Origin of the sequence: Natronococcus jeotgali DSM 18795, from assembly GCF_000337695.1 — an archaeon.
In the GTDB taxonomy this organism is placed as follows: domain Archaea; phylum Halobacteriota; class Halobacteria; order Halobacteriales; family Natrialbaceae; genus Natronococcus; species Natronococcus jeotgali.
The window spans coordinates 42,591-60,115 of sequence record NZ_AOIA01000094.1 but is presented as its reverse complement, the minus strand read 5'-3'; the positions used below and the strand labels follow the sequence as shown (position 1 = coordinate 60,115).

The window sequence follows — 17,525 nt, the reverse complement described above, 5'->3', positions numbered from 1 at the left end:
ACCGCCACTAACCATAATATTTCAAATAGTTTGTGCCGGATACGGGTGGAATCGCCATACGCACTATCCCCGAACTTATTAGCGATTTTGTCTCTGGCTAATATTGTCGTAAACTCTGGGTTTAGTTTTCTCAGCATCTTCCAGGATGGATAGTATGTGTGAACAACGATCACACGTAGCGATGCATAGACACGCGGTGATTAGATGGCAGTGAAACAGTCACTCGGACGGTTCTTCGACGAGCTCGACCCGACGGTCTTCTGGATCGGCTTCCTCGTCTCGGTCGTCGCCATCGGGATCTTCTTCATGAACCCCTCGGAGTCAGCCGCGGTGATGGATAGCATCAACTCGTTCCTCTGGAACGAGTTCATGTGGGTCTACGTCCTCGCGATGTTCCTGATGGTCGCGTTCTCGCTGTGGCTGCTGGTCGGCCCATGGGGCAAGATCAAGCTCGGGGACCCCGACGAGGAACCGGCCTTCAGCAACCTCGAGTTCTTCGCGATGATGTTCTCAGCGGGAATCGCCGCCGGGATCGTCTTCTGGGGACCTGCCGAGGCGCTGTTCCACTACGACACAGTGCCGCCGTACGTCGGTGCCGAGTCCCAGAGCACCGAGGCCGCTGTCGGCGCGCTCCAGTACACGCTGTTCCACTGGGGCATCTCCTACTGGGTGCCGTACCTGGTCATCGGCATTCCGATCGCGTACTTCGCGTACCGTCACGACGCTCCCATGCGGATCTCGACGGTGATCGCTCCCTTCATCGGGATCGACAACCTCGACGGCGCGCTGGCGAAGACCATTGACATCCTCGCAGTGTTCGCGACCATCGGCGGCATCGCGACGACGCTGGGGTTCGTCGGCAGCCAGTTCCTCACCGGACTAGAGTACGACTACGGGATCACGTTTGGTGACGCCGGTACGATCCTCGTCATCAGCGGCCTGACGATCGCCTTCACCGTCTCGGTCGTCCTCGGCGTCAGGAAGGGGATCCGGATGCTGTCGCTGTTCAACCTCGGCCTGTTCGGTTTGCTGTGTCTGGCCGTGTTCGCCCTCGGCCCGACGAACTTCATCATGAACGTCGGCAGCCAGGCCATCGGCGGCTACATCAGCGAGTTCTTCCAGATGAGCCTCTACACTAACGCCGAGGGCGGCGGCGAGTGGGTCGGTGACTGGACCGTCTTCTACTGGGCCTGGGTGTTTTCCTGGGCCGCCTTCGGCGGCCTGTTCGTCGCCCGGATCTCCCGCGGCCGAACCGTCCGGCAGGTGACCGCGACGGCCCTGCTGGGCGCGACCGCCGCGACCGTCCCGTGGTTCCTGACGATGGGCGGCACCGCGATCTTCTTCGAGCAATCCGGTACCGCGCCGATGCTCACGACGGTCGGCGAGTACGGCGTCGAAGTCTCCGGCTTCCCGCTGTTCGAGGGACTGCCGTTCGGTGCCGTGTTGTCGGCAGTCTTCATGTTGCTCGTGGTCACCTTCTTCGTGACCTCCGCAGACTCCTCGACGCTCGCGCTCGGGATGCTCACCACCGGCGGTGCCGAGCGACCCTCGACGATCAACCGCGTCATTTGGGGTGCGCTGATGGGCGTGCTCGCCTCCCTGCTGATCGTCGGCGGCGGGATCGACGCGCTCCGCTCGGCGGCGATCATCACCGGCGGCCCGTTCGCGATCATCGGCGTCCTTGCCATTATCGGCATGTGCCTGGAGTTCCAGCAGATCAGGCCGCTGCTCCAGAGCGATGTCGACCGGAGCGATAGCGACACCCACCACCGGTCACCCGAATCGACTTCCGTCCAGTCGACCACCGTCGACGACGACTGACGCGATCGGGGTTCGATCGGCCGTTTTCTTTTCAACTGCTCTGTAGGATCGCTAGACTGCGGTTACTTTGGGGTAATTGACAGTGGTTAGTTGCGGTGTGATCTGGATGGATCTTACCCAGATTCTGATAGCTGTGTGAACAGGTTACTGCAAAAACAAGAGACTGCGGTAGATTCCAAATACTAGTTCAGTGGTTGATTGTTCTCCGACGATATTGGGCCAATCACAGCGCCGTCTAGCGATCCTACAGAGCATTTTCAACTACAATGAGTAGCTGCAGGATGGTCCCGACGGCAACAAAGGAAAGGGTGGACCCCTCGTCGCTCCTAGACTCGTCGTCGAGGCGACCGCGTATCGTCTCGAGAGAGGGGGGGTTGCGGCGATTACACCGCCAATCGCGAACCCCTGTAACACGCGTCGCCGAGGACTCGACACGATATCGCGGTCGTCCGAAGGCGCCCGCACGGACCGGTCTAAATCGGTCATTCGTTCGGTTTCGGGATGGGTTTCGCGTCGCGAATGGAGCGCGAGCGACGAGTTCGGTTCACGCAGTGCGCGTTGATACTACTACCAACGCGAGTAGCAGACCAGCGGAGGAATGCAGTAGTTTCGGGGGTCCTCAAATCATCTCCGAGGACGATGACCACGAGTACCTGATCGTCGAAGTGAAGAACAGCGCCAACAAGGACACGATTCGGCGCGGGATCAAGGAGACACTCGAGTATCTCGCCTTTTTACGCCTCAACGAGGAGTACGTTTTCGGACGGGATACTGAGGAGTACTTCGGCTCTGGGTGGAACGGCTTGCTCGTTGTGCAGGATTTACATCGGGAGACTGCGTCGCTCAAGGAACAAGCTGAGAGCGAAATCAAGATTCTACAGGCTGCCGAACTCAAGATCCAGCTAGCACAGGTCCTCGAGCGAAAATTGTGAGTGGATAGTTGCTGCGAGGGAAGGGGTGTTATGCACTATATGTGAAATCAAATCCCTATATCGAGCACTACATTAAATATAGTATTTCGAAGGCTGAGCACAACTAACTGCCGAGTTGACTCTCAAATCCCTTCCAGTCGCATCTCACCGAGAACCGGTTGACACGCCGTGCACCTGATCTCTCGACTTATAATAGAGTTCGTCAATAGTCGGGTTGATCGTTTCTGAGTGTAGTTGTCATCGTCCATCCACGCGTTGTGCACTATCTGTAACGGTGCCTGCNTCGTCAATAGTCGGGTTGATCGTTTCTGAGTGTAGTTGTCATCGTCCATCCACGCGTTGTGCACTATCTGTAACGGTGCCTGCTCTCTGAAGCGCGATTCTCCCGTCTCGGCTATTCGAAGCTGCTTTCCAGGAGGGTTTTATATGACACGGTGTGGCATACACAGTCATGTCACAGTATATCAGACTCGACGAACTGCGACATCCCGAAGTCGAAGCGTACCTCGATAGTGTAGAGACGCCAACGGCGTTGATTCCGGTTGGAACGACGGAACAGCACGGCGAACATCTCGCGATGGGAACCGACGCGTTCATCCCAACCGAGATCTGTGAGCGGATCGCCGAGGACGTTGATGCGCTTGTCGGCCCGCCGGTAAACTACGGCGCGTCGGATATGCACGCCGGGTACGATGGCATCACCTATCTCAACTATCGAACGCTGGCGACGGTNCCGGTAAACTACGGCGCGTCGGATATGCACGCCGGGTACGATGGCATCACCTATCTCAACTATCGAACGCTGGCGACGGTAGTGCGAGATATCGCGTATTCGCTCGCCGAGAGTGGGTTTACCGATATCGTGTTCATCTCGGGTCACCTCACGAACGACTGGGCGGCGAAAGTTGGTGCCAACCAGGCCTCACACGACTTGCCCGAAGAGAACTATGTGTACGCGTTCCCCTACTGGGATGCACTGAGCGGCGAGGACATGGAGGACTACCTCTCCTTCGACGCGGGGTGGCACGCAAACATCGGCGAGACGGCCGCAGTGATGGCCATCGACGACGATCTCGTTGATCTCGAGAGCACATCGTTCGACGACCCCAACCTGCCGGAAGACATCGAAAACCCTGGGGCGCTATTGGACCACCTCCTGATCGGCAAAGGTGCGTACTATCGGGTCAGCGAAACTGGGACCTGGGGTGATCCGAGCGAAGCGACNGACGATCACTCACGCTGTCGCCGAACTCATCAATACGTTCCAAGAGGTTCGAGACGACATCTACCAGCGAGAGCGGCCGGACCGCGCACAAGAGCAGTGGTAACACCAAGCGGCGCTCCCCGGACACGCTGACTGCACGGCTGTGTTGAATCGCCATACGGCGTTGGAAAAAAGTGCCTTATCATTAAAACGTCTCCTCGTATTTTCGGGGCCAACTCCCAAATCATAATGTTTCACCGATATACGTGAGTACTGACGTCCCTGGCTCCCAGATTCACTTAGGCAATGCTGGCTCGAGTCGACCCCCAGCCAATACGGCTTGAACCACTCGCGACCCATTTCTCACCTTACCGACTCCAGTTTATCTCTAATATCTATCTGATATCTACCTGATTATTTTGATAATTTCTATATAGACAGGTATGGGAGTATGTCAGGTAATGTCAAGCGAGGTATTCGAAAAGATTGGAAGAAGCGTCGTTGAGTCGGCATACGAAGATATATACGAGGAGATCGGACGACAAGCGATTCATGGTGGTGGTCCTGGAGGAGACCCGACTGTCGAAGTCGTTGAACAGCTCGATGAACGCATCGCCCGTGAACAGATCCTGCCGCGGATAGACGATGACCTAATTCAGGAGCACAAAGAGAACCCAGTCGGACAACATAGTGATGACCTACAGCGGGTTCTTCACTATTTCAGGCGTCAACCACTCGACGAGAAGTATGTAATCGTCGAAACGGAGCGGAACGAAGAATGGAATATAGGGCTGCTTTCAGGAGAACGCGGGAACTCACCAGAACTCCTCGAAGAAGATACCTTCGACTCGCTCGAGGAGGCTGAACACGCCGTATTCCTGCGTCGAATTGAGGAACTTCAGGCTACCTACACGGAGGAGTAATCATGAAACACATTACTGGGTATACGTCCAGGTGGAGTGTCGAACCAGGTGAGCAGATTCCCTTTATGGTGAGTTGTTATGGGTCGTCAACGTATGACGCAGACATTGTCCAAATCAAGTCTGGTGAAACGGTGCCAGAAGGACCTGACTTGTCGGTAGATCCCGTTGACACAGATATCGATGGAAACTACGATGGACGTGAACAAGCAATTCATGCCGGGTCGTATGTGCGTGTAGACGACGAGGGGTCACTAGCTGTCGATCAATCGTTATCACTTCAAACACTCGCATATCCAACACTTCCAACAGCTGGACGACAAGCGCTCGTAACGAAGTGGGACGAGGACAATAAATCGGGATATGGGCTCTTCCTCGACGAAGATAGTCATCTCGAGCTGGTACTTGGTAACGGAGAAACCGCACACGAGTATCGAACTGAGGAACCAGTAGAAGCGAACCATTGGTACTTCCTTGCTGCCAGTGCTGATCTCACGGAGGGCACAGTTAACCTTCACCAGCACCCGTTGGAGACGACGAAAGACCGGACTCTATACAGTTCTAAATCACAGGACGCATCATTTGATATATCATCGGATCTCGAGCGTATCGGCACACCTGGTGTTCCGTGTATGATTGGTGCATCAGCGGTGAAGTCAGACGGAGATTCGGTTGGGACCAAGTGTTATACTGGAAAGCTCGAAGCACCGGCTATCGGCGAAACTGCCGTATCAGTCTCCGAGATGAAAGAGCGCACTACCCAACAGAAATCTAGCGATTCAACACTATTGGGCGCTTGGGACTTCGCGTCAGAAATCAGTGCAAACGGAATCAGCTCCTTCGACACGGTTACCGATACCACAACCAGAAACAATCACGGGACCCTCGTGAACGTCCCTACGCGTGCGGTCACTGGTCACAGCTGGACAGGTGCCTATCACGAGTTTACAGAAGCACCAGATGAGTATGCCGCGATCCACTTCCACGCAGACGACCTCGGTGATGCCAACTGGGACGTCGATTTTGAATGGACCGTTCCAGAGGGCCAAGAAAGTGGTGTCTACGCTGCTCGGTTGCGTACAGATGGTGATGAGAGCTATATCCCGTTTTTTGTCCGGCCACCTACGGGAGCGGCCACTGCTGATATACTGTTTCTCGCCCCAACAAACAGCTACCTTGCCTACGCCAACGATCACATGGTCACTGACGGGGCAGCAACCGAACTTCTGATCGGGCGCACACCGTCACTCCAACCCGAAGACATTTTTCTCAGTGAACACCGTGAATACGGACTCTCGTGTTACGATACTCACGCTGACGGCCATGGCGTCTTTTACTCGAGTCGATTGCGACCAATCCTCAATCTCTCCCCAACATACAAACATTGGCTTGCTGCGCCACCTGGATCCGTCTGGCAATTCAATGCCGATCTTCATTTGATTGACTGGCTCGAAACAAAGGAGTACAACTACGACGTAGTCACCGACGAAGATCTCCACTTCGACGGGATTGATCTGCTCGAGTCTTACGATGTCGTTCTCACAGGCACCCATCCAGAGTACTACTCGCTAGAGATGTGGGAAACTATCTCGACTTATCAAGACCGTGGGGGGCGACTTATGTACATGGGTGCAAATGGATTCTACTGGCAGACAGCGTTCCATCCGGAGGAACCGAATGTTATCGAAATCAGGAAAGGCGATACCGGTATCCGTACTTACGATATCCCGAACGGAGAGCTGAATCTCAGCTTTACTGGTGAGAAAGGTGGAATGTGGCGGCAGCGCGATAAGGCGCCGCAGAAGCTTGTTGGCATAGGGTTTTCGGCACAGGGCTTCGATGACTGCTCCTACTACCGACGCCAAGCCGACAGTAACGAATCAGAGATGGACTTCATTTTTGAAAACGTTGATAGCGATGTAATCGGTGATTTTGGTCTAATTGGCGGTGGTGCGGCCGGTCTTGAGGTAGATCGATACGATCAAAGTCTCGGAACGCCGGACAATACATATTTGCTCGCTTCCTCCGAGGATCACAGCGATAACTATCTCCACGTAGTCGAAGAAATACTTGCAACAACACCCGCTCTTAGCGGTACAGAAGATCCGCAGGTACGTGGTGATATGGTCTATTTCAAAACACCCAACGAAGGTGGTGTGTTCTCAACTGGATCTATCGCGTGGTGCGGCAGCCTCGCAACAAACGACTACGATAACAACATTTCGCAGATCACGGAGAACGTACTGGAAACCTTCCTTACAGAAGAAACGTTACCGGGCGCCGATCCATAGCACTTGCACTGAGAACCCCTCCTGATGGGGATTATCCGTTGAAGTGCATATTTTCTCACCAGCACACATAAGGTGACATCCTCCTCGCCGCAAACGGCGAGGCTTCCCACGCATGGGGAATACCAGTTAGTCGTCGCTGGCAGAGGGTTCCGACTCTCGAAACGCCGTGAGCGTCATCTGCGCTGGTACGCTCTTCTCACGGTGAGTCGTGGCGGTGTCACAACCGCGCCCATCCCGAGACGAGTCATTGCGTTCCGCCTTGTCAAGCGGGACGCTCTCTCCCCACGGGTCAATCCGTCGTGCAATGTTCGCGGAAGCATTGATGTCGGCCTGAAACGTCGAAACATGGCAGTCGTCGTTCGGACACCGGAACTCGGCTTGGGAGTCCCGCCGACCGATACGGTGACACGAGTGGCACATCTGAGAAGTGTACGCCGAGTTCACGTACTCAACCGGGATGCCCGCTTCCGTCGCTTTGTCCTCGATGCGCCCTTGGAGTCGGGCGAACGCCCATGAGTGAAGGCGACGGTTCATGTACTTCCCATAGTCGAGACGCTCACGGATGTACGTCAAATCCTCCATCACCAATACCGGATTCTCAAACTGTCGGGCGTACTCGACGGCCTGCCGAGACGCCTTCTCCACGATGTCAGTGAGCGCGTTCTGGTAGTGGCTGAATCGGTCTTCGATGCGCCACTCGGATGTGTCGCGCTTTTGAAGTCGTTTCAGGGTCGTATGCATCTCTTTGCGGAGATGCTTCGCTCTACTTCCGCTACACACGAACGGTTCAGTCGGAGAACCATCCTTGAGGGCACAGCCCGTTATCAGGGCGGTTTCTCCGATGTCTAAGCCGATGTGCGTGGCGTCACCGTCAGTCGCCGGTTCTTCAACTGGGTACTCGACGGTGAGCGCTCCAGTCGTCGTGAGACGGATTCAGCCGTAGGTTCGCAGTGATGTGTTCCACTGGGTGCGGATCGTTCGGATTGCTTCCGGCACGCCACCCGTAGCGGGTGGCGCTGCCGGAACCACTCAACCAATACGTACCCGATCAGCGTACAGAAAATCTCGAAGAGAACGCCATTCAACGACTGGGAGTGAAAGCTCTCGATATTCGTGTATTGCTTGAGTTCTCGGAAGAGGATCTCGATCATCGTGCGAAGCGTGTAGATGCTCATCACTTCAACAGGTGCGTACGCTGACGACAACGTCGTCAGGTACGCGAGTTCCTCGCCATCGACATCTTCGAAGACAATGCAGCGGAATTGCTTGCCAGTCTCGCAAGCTCAATCAATTCATCACGGAAAACCCGTGTCCCCTGCTCGTCGGTAATCCCGACGTCCTGGATGTGCTCCAAGACGTCGACACGAGCATCTGCTTGGAGGAGACAGATGAAGTCCGTTTCACGCTCTTTGAGGTCACAGAACCGGTCATAATCAAGNAGACGTCGACACGAGCATCTGCTTGGAGGAGACAGATGAAGTCCGTTTCACGCTCTTTGAGGTCACAGAACCGGTCATAATCAAGGTAAATCATTTCTAATTGCCCAGCGGATATAAATTAATTATTTTCATATCTATTCAGAACGCTGAAATCCGGATCAAGACCGAGTCCAGGTTCGTCGGGTAAGGTAATGGATTTGCCTGTCGGCTCAGGTGGAGAGTCATAAATCTTTTTTCCTATCTCCCAGACGATATCATGAAATTCAACCATCTGTCCGTTAGCCAGCCCAGCTTGGAGGTGCATATTCTGGAATGGCCATCCCCCGCCATGATAGATATCAATGTTGAACGCATCTGCCATTCCCGCGACCTTCACAGCTTCTGTGTATCCACCAGTGAAACAGACGTTTGGAAGACTGATATCGATTGCACTCCCTTTGATTAGCTCTCGATGACGGAATCGATGCCCTTCATTCTGGCCTGCAGCTATCGGAATACGGGTCCGTGTACGGAGGTCTGCTAACAACAACGCATCGTTTCCGTAGACTGGTTCCTCGAACCAGCTGATCGATGATGATTCGAGATGGTTGCATAACTGAAGTGCATCGTTAAGTGAATACAAGTAGTTTGCATCGATCGCTAATCCGATATCGTCACCGATTGCCTCCCGAACTGCAGTTACTCGTTCAGCGTCGACGGTTGGGGATGACCATTCTCCTTTTCCGACAACAATTTTGATCCGTTCGGCGCCTTCTGATACAAGCTGTGTCGCAATGTCGGCAAGTCGGTCTTTGTCACGGATAGCCTGTCCAATTGTGTAATATACAGGAACTGAATCATTAGCACCACCCAGAAGTCGCCATACAGGTTCACCGTACTGTTTTCCCTTGATATCCCACAACGCGATATCGACTGCGCTTACCGCAGTGCTCCAGACGCCGGTTTGGGCTCGAGGGTTGAGTTTCGTATAGAGCAGATCCCAGATCCGCTCATTATTTAGTGGATTTTTGCCTATTAATATTGGAGCGATATGATCGTTGACGAATGACTCAGTAGCCTGGGGGTGAAGATACCCAGTTTCACCATATCCAGTAATTCCTTGGTCAGTTTTAATAGTAATAAATGCTATAGTCATTTCGTCTGGTTCATCCATTCCTGGAACATCAGCCGGCACGATGTGGGTCGTAGCTTGAATGTCTGTGATTTTCATTTAATAATCAACTCAATTGTATCCAAGGGATCTATATATAAGTAATTACTGTTATTAACTACCAGTCCCATTGAAGAACGAACGGACTACTGATAAAATAGGGGATACTACTACTGCGGCAATTAACAATGTGAGGACAAGTGGAATCGGTTCATTGAGAAATATCCAAAAAGAGCCATCTGATAGTTGTAATGACCGTACGAGATTCTCCTCTGCAATCGGTCCGAGAACAATACCAAGAACAAACGCAATGATTGAATAATTGTGTTTCATCATGAAGAACCCAAATATCCCAAAGAAAATTACAGTATATACATCTAGCCAGTTCCCACTTAGACCGAACGCTCCGAGTGATGCAACAACTATAACTATTGGAATAATATAGTTTGTGTCAATAGTTGTTATATATACCATTCGAGTAATAATGAATAGGCCAAGTAATAATATAACAATATTACCAACTAGAAGAGCAAAAAAGATACTATATGTGATGTTTACGTTATCTGCAAACAGTTCTGGTCCTGGACGCAGTCCATGCATCATCAGACCACCGAGAAGGATAGCGGTCGCCCCGCTACCGGGAATGCCAAACGAGAATGTCGGAATGAGCGAGCCAGCGACAGTTCCATTGTTCGCTGCTTCAGATGCGATAACACCACGATGGTTTCCGGAACCGTATTCTTTGTCACCACCTCCACTTCGGACTGCTTCTGCATAGGAAATAAAGTTCGAAATTGATGCTCCTGAGCCAGGAATCGCACCGATGAACATACCGATGTACCCCGATTTGATGGTAGTTATCGGTGCAGAGATAACCTTTCGAATGCCAGAAAGAGAACTTCCGCTCAAACTTATATTCTCATTCGAAATACTACCTTTTTCTCCAATTAGCTTTATCATTTCACCAATAGCGAATATACCAATTAGTACTGCGACGAAATCTAACCCATCGTACAAGATGAACATGTCGAACGTATATCTTGGCTGGCCTGCAGCCACTGGAAGACCAATTGTCGAGAGAAGCAGCCCAAATGCTCCTGCTGTCAGACCTTTCACCATTGATTCCTGGACAACGACAGTTATCAGTGCGATTCCAAAAAGTGCTATAAGAAAGTATTCTGGAGACCCGAACATGAGCACGATCTCAGTCAAAAAAGGTGTCAATAGAATAAGTGTTATAATTGAAAATGCACCACCGACTGCCGACGCTGTCGCGGAAATTGAGAGTGCCTCCATCGCACGCCCTTGCCGTGCCATCGGATAACCGTCCAGCGTCGTAGCCGCAGCTGCTGCTGTTCCTGGAGTATTAATTAAGATAGCTGCGATACTTCCTCCATACATTGCTCCGCTGTAGATACTGATAAGGAGGATAATCGCATCCGGCCCGTTAAGACGCATCGTTAGCGGAAGGGCGACCGCTAGCCCGAGATTTGGTCCGAGACCGGGGATTGTCCCAATGATTATTCCTACTAGAAGTCCTATTAGCAACCATCCAATAGTCTGTCCCGTAATAAGTATCTCGATTGCACTAAAAAGTGAATCTTGAGTCATTGGTTAAAATACCACTCCGTTAGTCATGTTTACTGGGAGTATCGAATTGAACGCGAGTGCTGCGACAATTCCAATAGAAACAACCATCAGTGCATCGAACCATGAGAAGTTGAATATTTTTGCAAATACACCAATAAAGATAGGGGTAGCCCAGACAAGTCCAATCAAGTAACCGATTAGTCCATAGCCAGTGAGAAGACCAACGAGAAGCAGTTGCTTCGTTGAATCCACATCAGCATCGTCGTTTTCAATCACATTCTCATTGTGAGTCTCTGGCTTATGATTTTTGTCGTAATCTACATTAGTTTTGTTGAATTTTTCTTGCGAACCACCACTATATTGATTAAAAATCCCGTCTGACTCGACAATGGCCTGTTGTAGTGGTTTCGGAAGGAATCCTCGAAGGAGCAGTACGGTGCATCCAAAAACAGTTACAGCTGCGGCAAACTGAGGAAAAATACCGGACTCAGAGGAGAAAGAAAAAGATTCGACGAGCATATAACTCGAGACACTCAACATTCCTAAAAGCATTAATACTTCTGAGGTGACATAGTTTTTCATTGAATTATAAATTGGATTGATCATACTATTATTTTGAGTTACTCAATATCGTTAAGATCAATAATCTCCGGAATACGCTCTTGATTCTCTTCTAATACTTTCAGAACTTCATCCTCGCCGCCAAGGTATTCAAGGTGATTACCTGTGTCATCTGCCCATGATTGAAGGGTGTCACTTTCAAGTGCCTCTTGAAGGCTCTTGTTTAAGATCTCAATTCGCTCATCCGGTGTATCTGGTGGTGCCATGAATGATCGAAGGAACTGTCCCATGAAATCGATTTCTGCATCATACCCATAGTCGGTATAGACTGGCAAATCTGGGAATACTGGACTTCCCTCGCTTGATAATGCCGTTAACACATTGATCTGGTCCTCTGCATCTGCTGCAGCTGTTTCGGTCACGATACCTGCTGGTACTTCGCCGGCGGCAACGGCTTGAATGATGGGTCCGCTCCCATCATACGCAACGTAACTTTCCCATGGAATGCCTAGTTCCGATCTGAGAGACTCTGCCAGAACGTGATTTGGCTCACCTGGTGATTGGCCGGCAATTGCCTCAATATCTCCAGCGTCATATGCACTAGCAACCTCTTCAAAATCGTTTAGGTCCAGATTGGGATCTGTGACTAATACCCAGACAGTCTGTGTATATGCACCAACATGTCTAAATTCATCTATAGTGAATCCTGGATCCTGTGTGAGAAGTGGGACAACTGAGGGCGAGTTCATCGGAGAAATTGTGTAGCCATCTGGGTCGGTGCTATACAGTTCTGATATTCCTCTTACACCGGCTGCACCTGTGATATTTTCAAATCCGACAGATACATCACCTTGGTCTGCTATCTCTTGCCATATCTCTCTGGTGAAAATATCTGTGCCTCCCCCCTGTCCCCATGGAATGATCGCATGGAATTGTTGGGAGGGAAAATCATCATTTCCGTTCCCGCCTCCAAGACATCCTGCCAGTAACAGCGATCCAATTCCTGCTCCCGTACTCTGAATGACTGCTCTCCTACGAGGCATGTTCTATAACCACACACAATACTGACTTAAACCCTTCGAAAGATGAAAAGAGAGAGACAATTCACTGCCACCTATATTAATCCAATATAATTACTAAAATTCATAAAATAATATCAATAATATGCTATCACTCACAAACCAGAGCATCCCGTTCTATAATGGTTTACTGAATAAGACAGCCTCCTTGGGGTCGTCGGCTCGCTCTCTGATTACGTCCTTAAGGACAGTTGTGACTCAAGCGCGTTGATGAGACGCTGCGCGTCCCATTCGCTCACCTGAAATCTTTGATTTCTGGGAACGCTGGATCCCCCTGTTCGCGCCTTCGGCGCTCCTGAGGAAGGGGCATAGCGCCTTGATTTAGGTGGCTCGAGAACCGGCCGATTAGAAGCCGCTTCTGACACCCGTCAGGAGCCGGGGTCGATTACCTGAATCGGGTGCGTACTCGAGCGTTCGAGCAGCGAGTCGAGTTGCTCGAGACAGGACGTGCCGCTAGCGACGACGGTCCGGTCTGTGGTCTCATCAGCTATGAACTGTTCCTTGAGGTTTTCGCCGACGGCCATACTGAGTTCGTAGAATTCGGACTTGTACCCGAAACTGCCGGCCATCCCACAGCACTCGACATCCGAGGTTATCACGTCGTATCCCAAGCGCTCGAGGACGGCGATTGTATAGGCCTCGAGGTCGAGTGTTCGCTGCTGACAATGGCTGTGGTACGCTAGATCAGGACTCGCTGGAGCCCCCATAGCGCACTCCTCGCTTGGTCCGGCGAGTGTCTCGATGCCGGTCCCGGTATCACTTTCGAGGAGGCCGAAGATGTACTCGAAGAGTTCGTAGCTGTGCTCCGAGAGCTGTTCGAACGCGTCAGCGCTGAGGAACCGCTCGTACTCGCCACGGAACATCGCGAGGTCGCTCGGTTCGATGACGACTACGTCGCGACTTGCTTCAAGGTGGCCCTCAAGTTCCGTAGAGACAGATTCGGCATGCTCCCTCGTGGTCTCGATCATTCCTTGGGAAAGTGGGGCCCGGCCGCTCGAGGAGACTTCGGGGACACGAACCCTGACGCGGAGGGCTTCGAGCACCCGCACCGCTGCCTTCCCGCGCTCGACATGTACGTAATTCGTATAGATGTCTGGGTAGAGGATAGCCTCTCGAATCGGGTCCTCGATCCGAGCAGGCTCTCGAGCATCGAACCAGTCAACGAGCGTCTCACGGCGGAACCGTGGGAGGTCGCGTCGGCTGTCGATACCGGCGACCCGCTCTAAGACCGTTCGCGCCGGGTCGAAGTTCACGACATGGTTCGACAGCGGCGCAGTTAGGCTTCCCAGGGTGGCAAGCGTCTCGAAGTTCCCGAACAGTCGCTTGCTCCGGTCGAGGCCGGTCGATTCGTCGTCCGGCATTAGCCCGGAGACGAGGTGGTCGAACGCGCTCGGGTCCGCACCGTGGTTCAGCCGGTCCCGGACGACAGTGTTGATCCATGGAATGTCGATGTTGACCGGACAGGCCTCGACACAGCGTGAACAGCCGGTACAGAGGTCGTTGAACTCGGCGACGCTGTCGGCGCCGTGAACGCCGGCCTCCCAGCCAGTTGCGATGCCGCCGGAGTAGGTCTCGCCGCCGAATGCGTGCCCGCCGACCTGCTGGAAGTTCGCACACGAGTTGGCGCAGGCCCCACAGCGGATGCAGTATAGCGTCTCGCGGAGTTCCTCATCGTTACGCATCTCGAACCGACCGTTGTCGACTAGTACGAGATGAAACGATCGTTTGTCGCTCGAGCCGTCGAACGCTTCCTCGTTGGGTCGGTCGAAGTGGACCACTGGTTCGTCAAGCGGCGGCGTCAACAGCGAGAGGTAAGCCGTGATGTCCTGGCCCGCGCCGGCAGGGCCAATGAGATTGAAAAACGGCGACAGGTCTGTGATCGACGGTACGATCTTCTCGACGCCAGCGACCGCAATATGGGTGTCTGGAACGGTCAGGGATTTCCGGGCGTTCCCCTCGTTAGTAACCAGCGCGAGCGTGCCCGTATCGGCTGTCACAAAGTTCGCGCCGGTGATCCCGACATCAGCTCCGAGGATGTGGTCGGTGAGCTGTTCGCGCGCGAACGCGGTGAGTTCCTCGGCTGTATGCAGGGGATCTTCGAGATCGAAGTGGTTGTTGAAGAGTGAGGCGATCTCCTCACGGGATTTGTGAACCGCTGGAGAGGCAATGTGACTCGGTTCGTCCTCGGCAATCTGGAGGACAAATTCGGCGAGGTCGGTTTCCCAGACGTCGACACCTGTCGACTTGAGGTCGTCGTTGAGTTTTATCTCTTCGGTTGTCATCGACTTGCCTTTAACGACCGACTCGGCGTTTTCCTCCTCGAGGACCCCCCTGATGTAGTGCCGTGCGTCCGCTGCGTCGTCAGCGACGTAGACTGTCCCGCCGTTTTCTGTGACGACCTCCTCAACCTGTTCGAGTAACTCAGGAAGTCGCTCAATCGCGTCGGCTTTGATCTCGCGGGCCGCCGTGCGGTAGGCTTCGGTCTCCTGCATCTCTTCGTATCGACGGTACCGGCCCTCGTTGAACGGGCGGACTGTCTCGCCGACGGTCGACCCGGTAGTCTCGAGAAGTCGTCGGATGCGGGCGGCCTTGTCGTTATCTCTGTCGCCAGACCCTTCTGTAGACATATTAGCAATCACCGAGGATGATGACGTGGAGCGATTCCGGTCCGTGTGCACCGTATACCGGCGCGCCCATGTCCGCAGTCGCGCTCGGGCCCGTAGTCAGATATGCGCTGGTCAGGCCATCGTCGATTTCCTCGACTAGTATCTTAAGGGCATCGTCGATTGTCTCAACGATCTCGCTCGCCGCGACGACGACCACGTGAGTCTTCGGAAAGAGGCTCGTGTAGCCCGAACCGTCGAACGCGGAAGTAACGACGATAGTTCCGTACTCGGCGATCGACGGACCACCGGGCGTAACACCAGTTCGGGCCTCGAGTATGTCTTCTGACGTTGGGTCCAGCGTGACCGGGGACTCCTCAAGGGAGACTTCATCAAACGGAAGCGGAACGCCGACAGCAGGGGGATCAATACACGACTCCACCGCCGACTGGAACGCTCCAGACTTCACCCGCTCGAATGTTACAGGTAAGTTCTCGAGAGAGCGTTCGAATGTCTCGACTGCAGCGGGCATCATAAGAGTTCATTTTCAGCGGGGTCGATTAAAGCTTTCTCCCAGTGACTTCATTATGAGTTCCTCGTTGCGAAGCCCCCTCTAAATCGGTATGCTTAGAGGAATGCATTCTTGGGAGCCATTGTTCGGCCCCATGAGACAGTCGGTCGGCAATAGAATAGCTCCGTTTGACAAGAACGAAAAGGCGTAAGAGGTTGTAAATAGATTAGTTGCTATGACAGACAGCAAGAACACTATTGACTCGGTCAAACGCTCCCTCGAGATCATCGAACTCATCAGCGACCTCGAACCGGCGGGCGTCTCGGAGATCGCTCACGAGATGCCGATCTCGAAGAGCACCGTTTACGCGCACCTCAGTACACTTACGGACGCAGGCTACGTGACTAAAGCCGACGGAAAATACGAACTCAGTTGCAAAGTACTTCGATTGGGTTCGTCGGTTCAGGAAAGGTTCGGTATTTATAAACAGGCCAAACAACACATTGACGAACTCGCGGGCGAGACCGGCGAGCCAACCAACCTAGTCATTGAAGAGAATGGCCTTGGAACGTGTCTCTACGCAACGAATCCACGAAACTCCGCCGACGTGTTTATGTCGAGCGGTGAGACCCACTATATGCACGCGACCGGAACGGGGAAGGCAATCCTCGCACACCGCTCACGCGAAGACATCAAGTCGATCATCGACCAGCACGGCCTCCCAAAAATGACCGAAAATACGATCACCGACGAGGACGAACTCTTCACCGAACTCGAGGATATTCGCGAACGAGGGCTGTCATTCGATAAAGAGGAGACCATAAATGGACTATACTGTATTGCAGCACCAATTCTTATCGATGAAGAACCTATCGGCGCATTGAGTGTTTCTGGACCTGTGAATCGGTTTACACAGGAGGAACGTCAGGAAGAACTTATACAAGATATCTCGGAGATGGCTAATGTAATTGAACTACGTATTGTCTTTTCATAGCGTTACTTGTGTTCCTATTTATAAATTTGATTTAGAATCTTGTGTTAGCCTATGTTGATCGGATAATCGATATAGCGTAACAGACATTTGGCCAGATAGAACAACTGTTCCACCCCACCTACCCTTTAGTATGGTAACAAAGTAGCACTAGGTGGCCATATATTACAACAGTACTGATGTAAACATAGGCCACAAATGGCATTGGACAGTACCGCAAATCAAAGCGTCATGACGTTATTGACTCATCTGTTACAAATCTATGATGAATACTACACCTCAGATTATTCTGCTTCTGTCGAACGCCTGTTTGACTCATCAATACAGCTCAATTAACGTATATAACAACCCGTTGAGCCCATTAATACGGGGGGTGATATTTAACGAGGTCCGGATGGATCATTTGCTACCTATTGGATTAGATGTAAGAACC

The 17,525-nt window shown here is 52.5% G+C and carries 11 protein-coding genes and 3 pseudogenes; 6 read left to right on the top strand and 8 right to left on the bottom strand.

Annotated elements, in window-relative coordinates; translation table 11 throughout:
- Positions 1–204: 204 nt before the first annotated feature.
- The 5 genes and pseudogenes from C492_RS10375 to C492_RS10355 all read left to right on the top strand — a co-directional run bounded on the left by C492_RS10375 (position 205) and on the right by C492_RS10355 (position 7,168).
- On the top strand, positions 205–1,821 hold the full coding sequence (locus C492_RS10375) for a BCCT family transporter (RefSeq protein ID WP_049892970.1): 1,617 nt from the start codon (positions 205–207) through the stop codon (positions 1,819–1,821).
- A 620-nt stretch (positions 1,822–2,441) separates the two neighbouring features.
- Positions 2,442–2,753, top strand: a pseudogene (locus C492_RS10370) (hypothetical protein); the annotation flags it as partial.
- A 451-nt stretch (positions 2,754–3,204) separates the two neighbouring features.
- Positions 3,205–4,110 carry a creatininase family protein gene (locus tag C492_RS10365; protein WP_008423177.1) on the top strand — a complete coding sequence of 302 codons (906 nt, stop codon included), beginning with the start codon at positions 3,205–3,207 and terminating at the stop codon, positions 4,108–4,110.
- Positions 4,111–4,418: 308 nt separating this feature from the next.
- A complete protein-coding gene (locus C492_RS10360; RefSeq protein WP_204365612.1) occupies positions 4,419–4,880 on the top strand; it encodes an inner-membrane translocator in 462 nt (153 codons plus the stop codon).
- 2 nt (positions 4,881–4,882) lie between these two features.
- Positions 4,883–7,168, top strand: a complete 2,286-nt coding sequence (locus C492_RS10355) for a N,N-dimethylformamidase beta subunit family domain-containing protein (RefSeq protein WP_204365611.1) — start codon at positions 4,883–4,885, stop codon at positions 7,166–7,168.
- Between the two features lie 126 nt (positions 7,169–7,294).
- Here C492_RS10355 and C492_RS10350 read toward each other — a convergent pair.
- The 8 genes and pseudogenes from C492_RS10350 to C492_RS10330 all read right to left on the bottom strand — a co-directional run.
- Positions 7,295–8,077 (bottom strand): annotated as a pseudogene (locus C492_RS10350) (RNA-guided endonuclease TnpB family protein); the annotation flags it as partial.
- A gap of 24 nt (positions 8,078–8,101) precedes the next feature.
- Positions 8,102–8,600: pseudogene (locus C492_RS22785) on the bottom strand (transposase); the annotation flags it as partial.
- Between the two features lie 125 nt (positions 8,601–8,725).
- Positions 8,726–9,817: a mandelate racemase/muconate lactonizing enzyme family protein gene (locus tag C492_RS22780; RefSeq protein WP_152424877.1), complete on the bottom strand. Its 1,092-nt coding sequence runs from the start codon at positions 9,815–9,817 to the stop codon at positions 8,726–8,728.
- Positions 9,818–9,871: 54 nt separating this feature from the next.
- Positions 9,872–11,368 (bottom strand): tripartite tricarboxylate transporter permease, encoded by a 1,497-nt coding sequence (locus C492_RS22775; protein ID WP_008423169.1) that lies wholly within the window; start codon positions 11,366–11,368, stop codon positions 9,872–9,874.
- A 3-nt stretch (positions 11,369–11,371) separates the two neighbouring features.
- The gene (locus C492_RS23680; RefSeq protein ID WP_152424876.1) at positions 11,372–11,866 is read right to left on the bottom strand and encodes a hypothetical protein; all 495 of its coding nucleotides are present in this window, start codon (positions 11,864–11,866) and stop codon (positions 11,372–11,374) included.
- A 101-nt stretch (positions 11,867–11,967) separates the two neighbouring features.
- On the bottom strand, positions 11,968–12,951 hold the full coding sequence (locus C492_RS22770; RefSeq protein WP_083898820.1) for a Bug family tripartite tricarboxylate transporter substrate binding protein: 984 nt from the start codon (positions 12,949–12,951) through the stop codon (positions 11,968–11,970).
- 404 nt (positions 12,952–13,355) lie between these two features.
- Positions 13,356–15,614, bottom strand: coding sequence for an LUD domain-containing protein (locus C492_RS10335; protein WP_008423165.1), 2,259 nt, complete (start codon positions 15,612–15,614; stop codon positions 13,356–13,358).
- 1 nt (position 15,615) lies between these two features.
- Positions 15,616–16,122, bottom strand: a complete 507-nt coding sequence (locus tag C492_RS10330) for an LUD domain-containing protein (protein WP_160166985.1) — start codon at positions 16,120–16,122, stop codon at positions 15,616–15,618.
- Between the two features lie 214 nt (positions 16,123–16,336).
- On the opposite strand from C492_RS10330, the gene C492_RS10325 reads away from it, so the two are divergent.
- Positions 16,337–17,095: an IclR family transcriptional regulator gene (locus C492_RS10325; protein WP_008423161.1), complete on the top strand. Its 759-nt coding sequence runs from the start codon at positions 16,337–16,339 to the stop codon at positions 17,093–17,095.
- Positions 17,096–17,525 lie beyond the last annotated feature (430 nt).

What these genes read in the sequence shown, in the direction of transcription:
- C492_RS10375 (WP_049892970.1), top strand. Translation starts at nt 205, where the DNA reads ATGGCAGTGAAACAGTCACTCGGACGGTTCTTCGACGAGCTCGACCCG.
- C492_RS10360 (WP_204365612.1), top strand. Translation starts at nt 4,419, where the DNA reads ATGTCAAGCGAGGTATTCGAAAAGATTGGAAGAAGCGTCGTTGAGTCG.
- C492_RS10355 (WP_204365611.1), top strand. Translation starts at nt 4,883, where the DNA reads ATGAAACACATTACTGGGTATACGTCCAGGTGGAGTGTCGAACCAGGT.
- C492_RS22780 (WP_152424877.1), bottom strand. Translation starts at nt 9,817, where the DNA reads ATGAAAATCACAGACATTCAAGCTACGACCCACATCGTGCCGGCTGAT.
- C492_RS22775 (WP_008423169.1), bottom strand. Translation starts at nt 11,368, where the DNA reads ATGACTCAAGATTCACTTTTTAGTGCAATCGAGATACTTATTACGGGA.
- C492_RS23680 (WP_152424876.1), bottom strand. Translation starts at nt 11,866, where the DNA reads ATGCTCGTCGAATCTTTTTCTTTCTCCTCTGAGTCCGGTATTTTTCCT.
- C492_RS22770 (WP_083898820.1), bottom strand. Translation starts at nt 12,951, where the DNA reads ATGCCTCGTAGGAGAGCAGTCATTCAGAGTACGGGAGCAGGAATTGGA.
- C492_RS10335 (WP_008423165.1), bottom strand. Translation starts at nt 15,614, where the DNA reads ATGTCTACAGAAGGGTCTGGCGACAGAGATAACGACAAGGCCGCCCGC.
- C492_RS10330 (WP_160166985.1), bottom strand. Translation starts at nt 16,122, where the DNA reads ATGCCCGCTGCAGTCGAGACATTCGAACGCTCTCTCGAGAACTTACCT.
- C492_RS10325 (WP_008423161.1), top strand. Translation starts at nt 16,337, where the DNA reads ATGACAGACAGCAAGAACACTATTGACTCGGTCAAACGCTCCCTCGAG.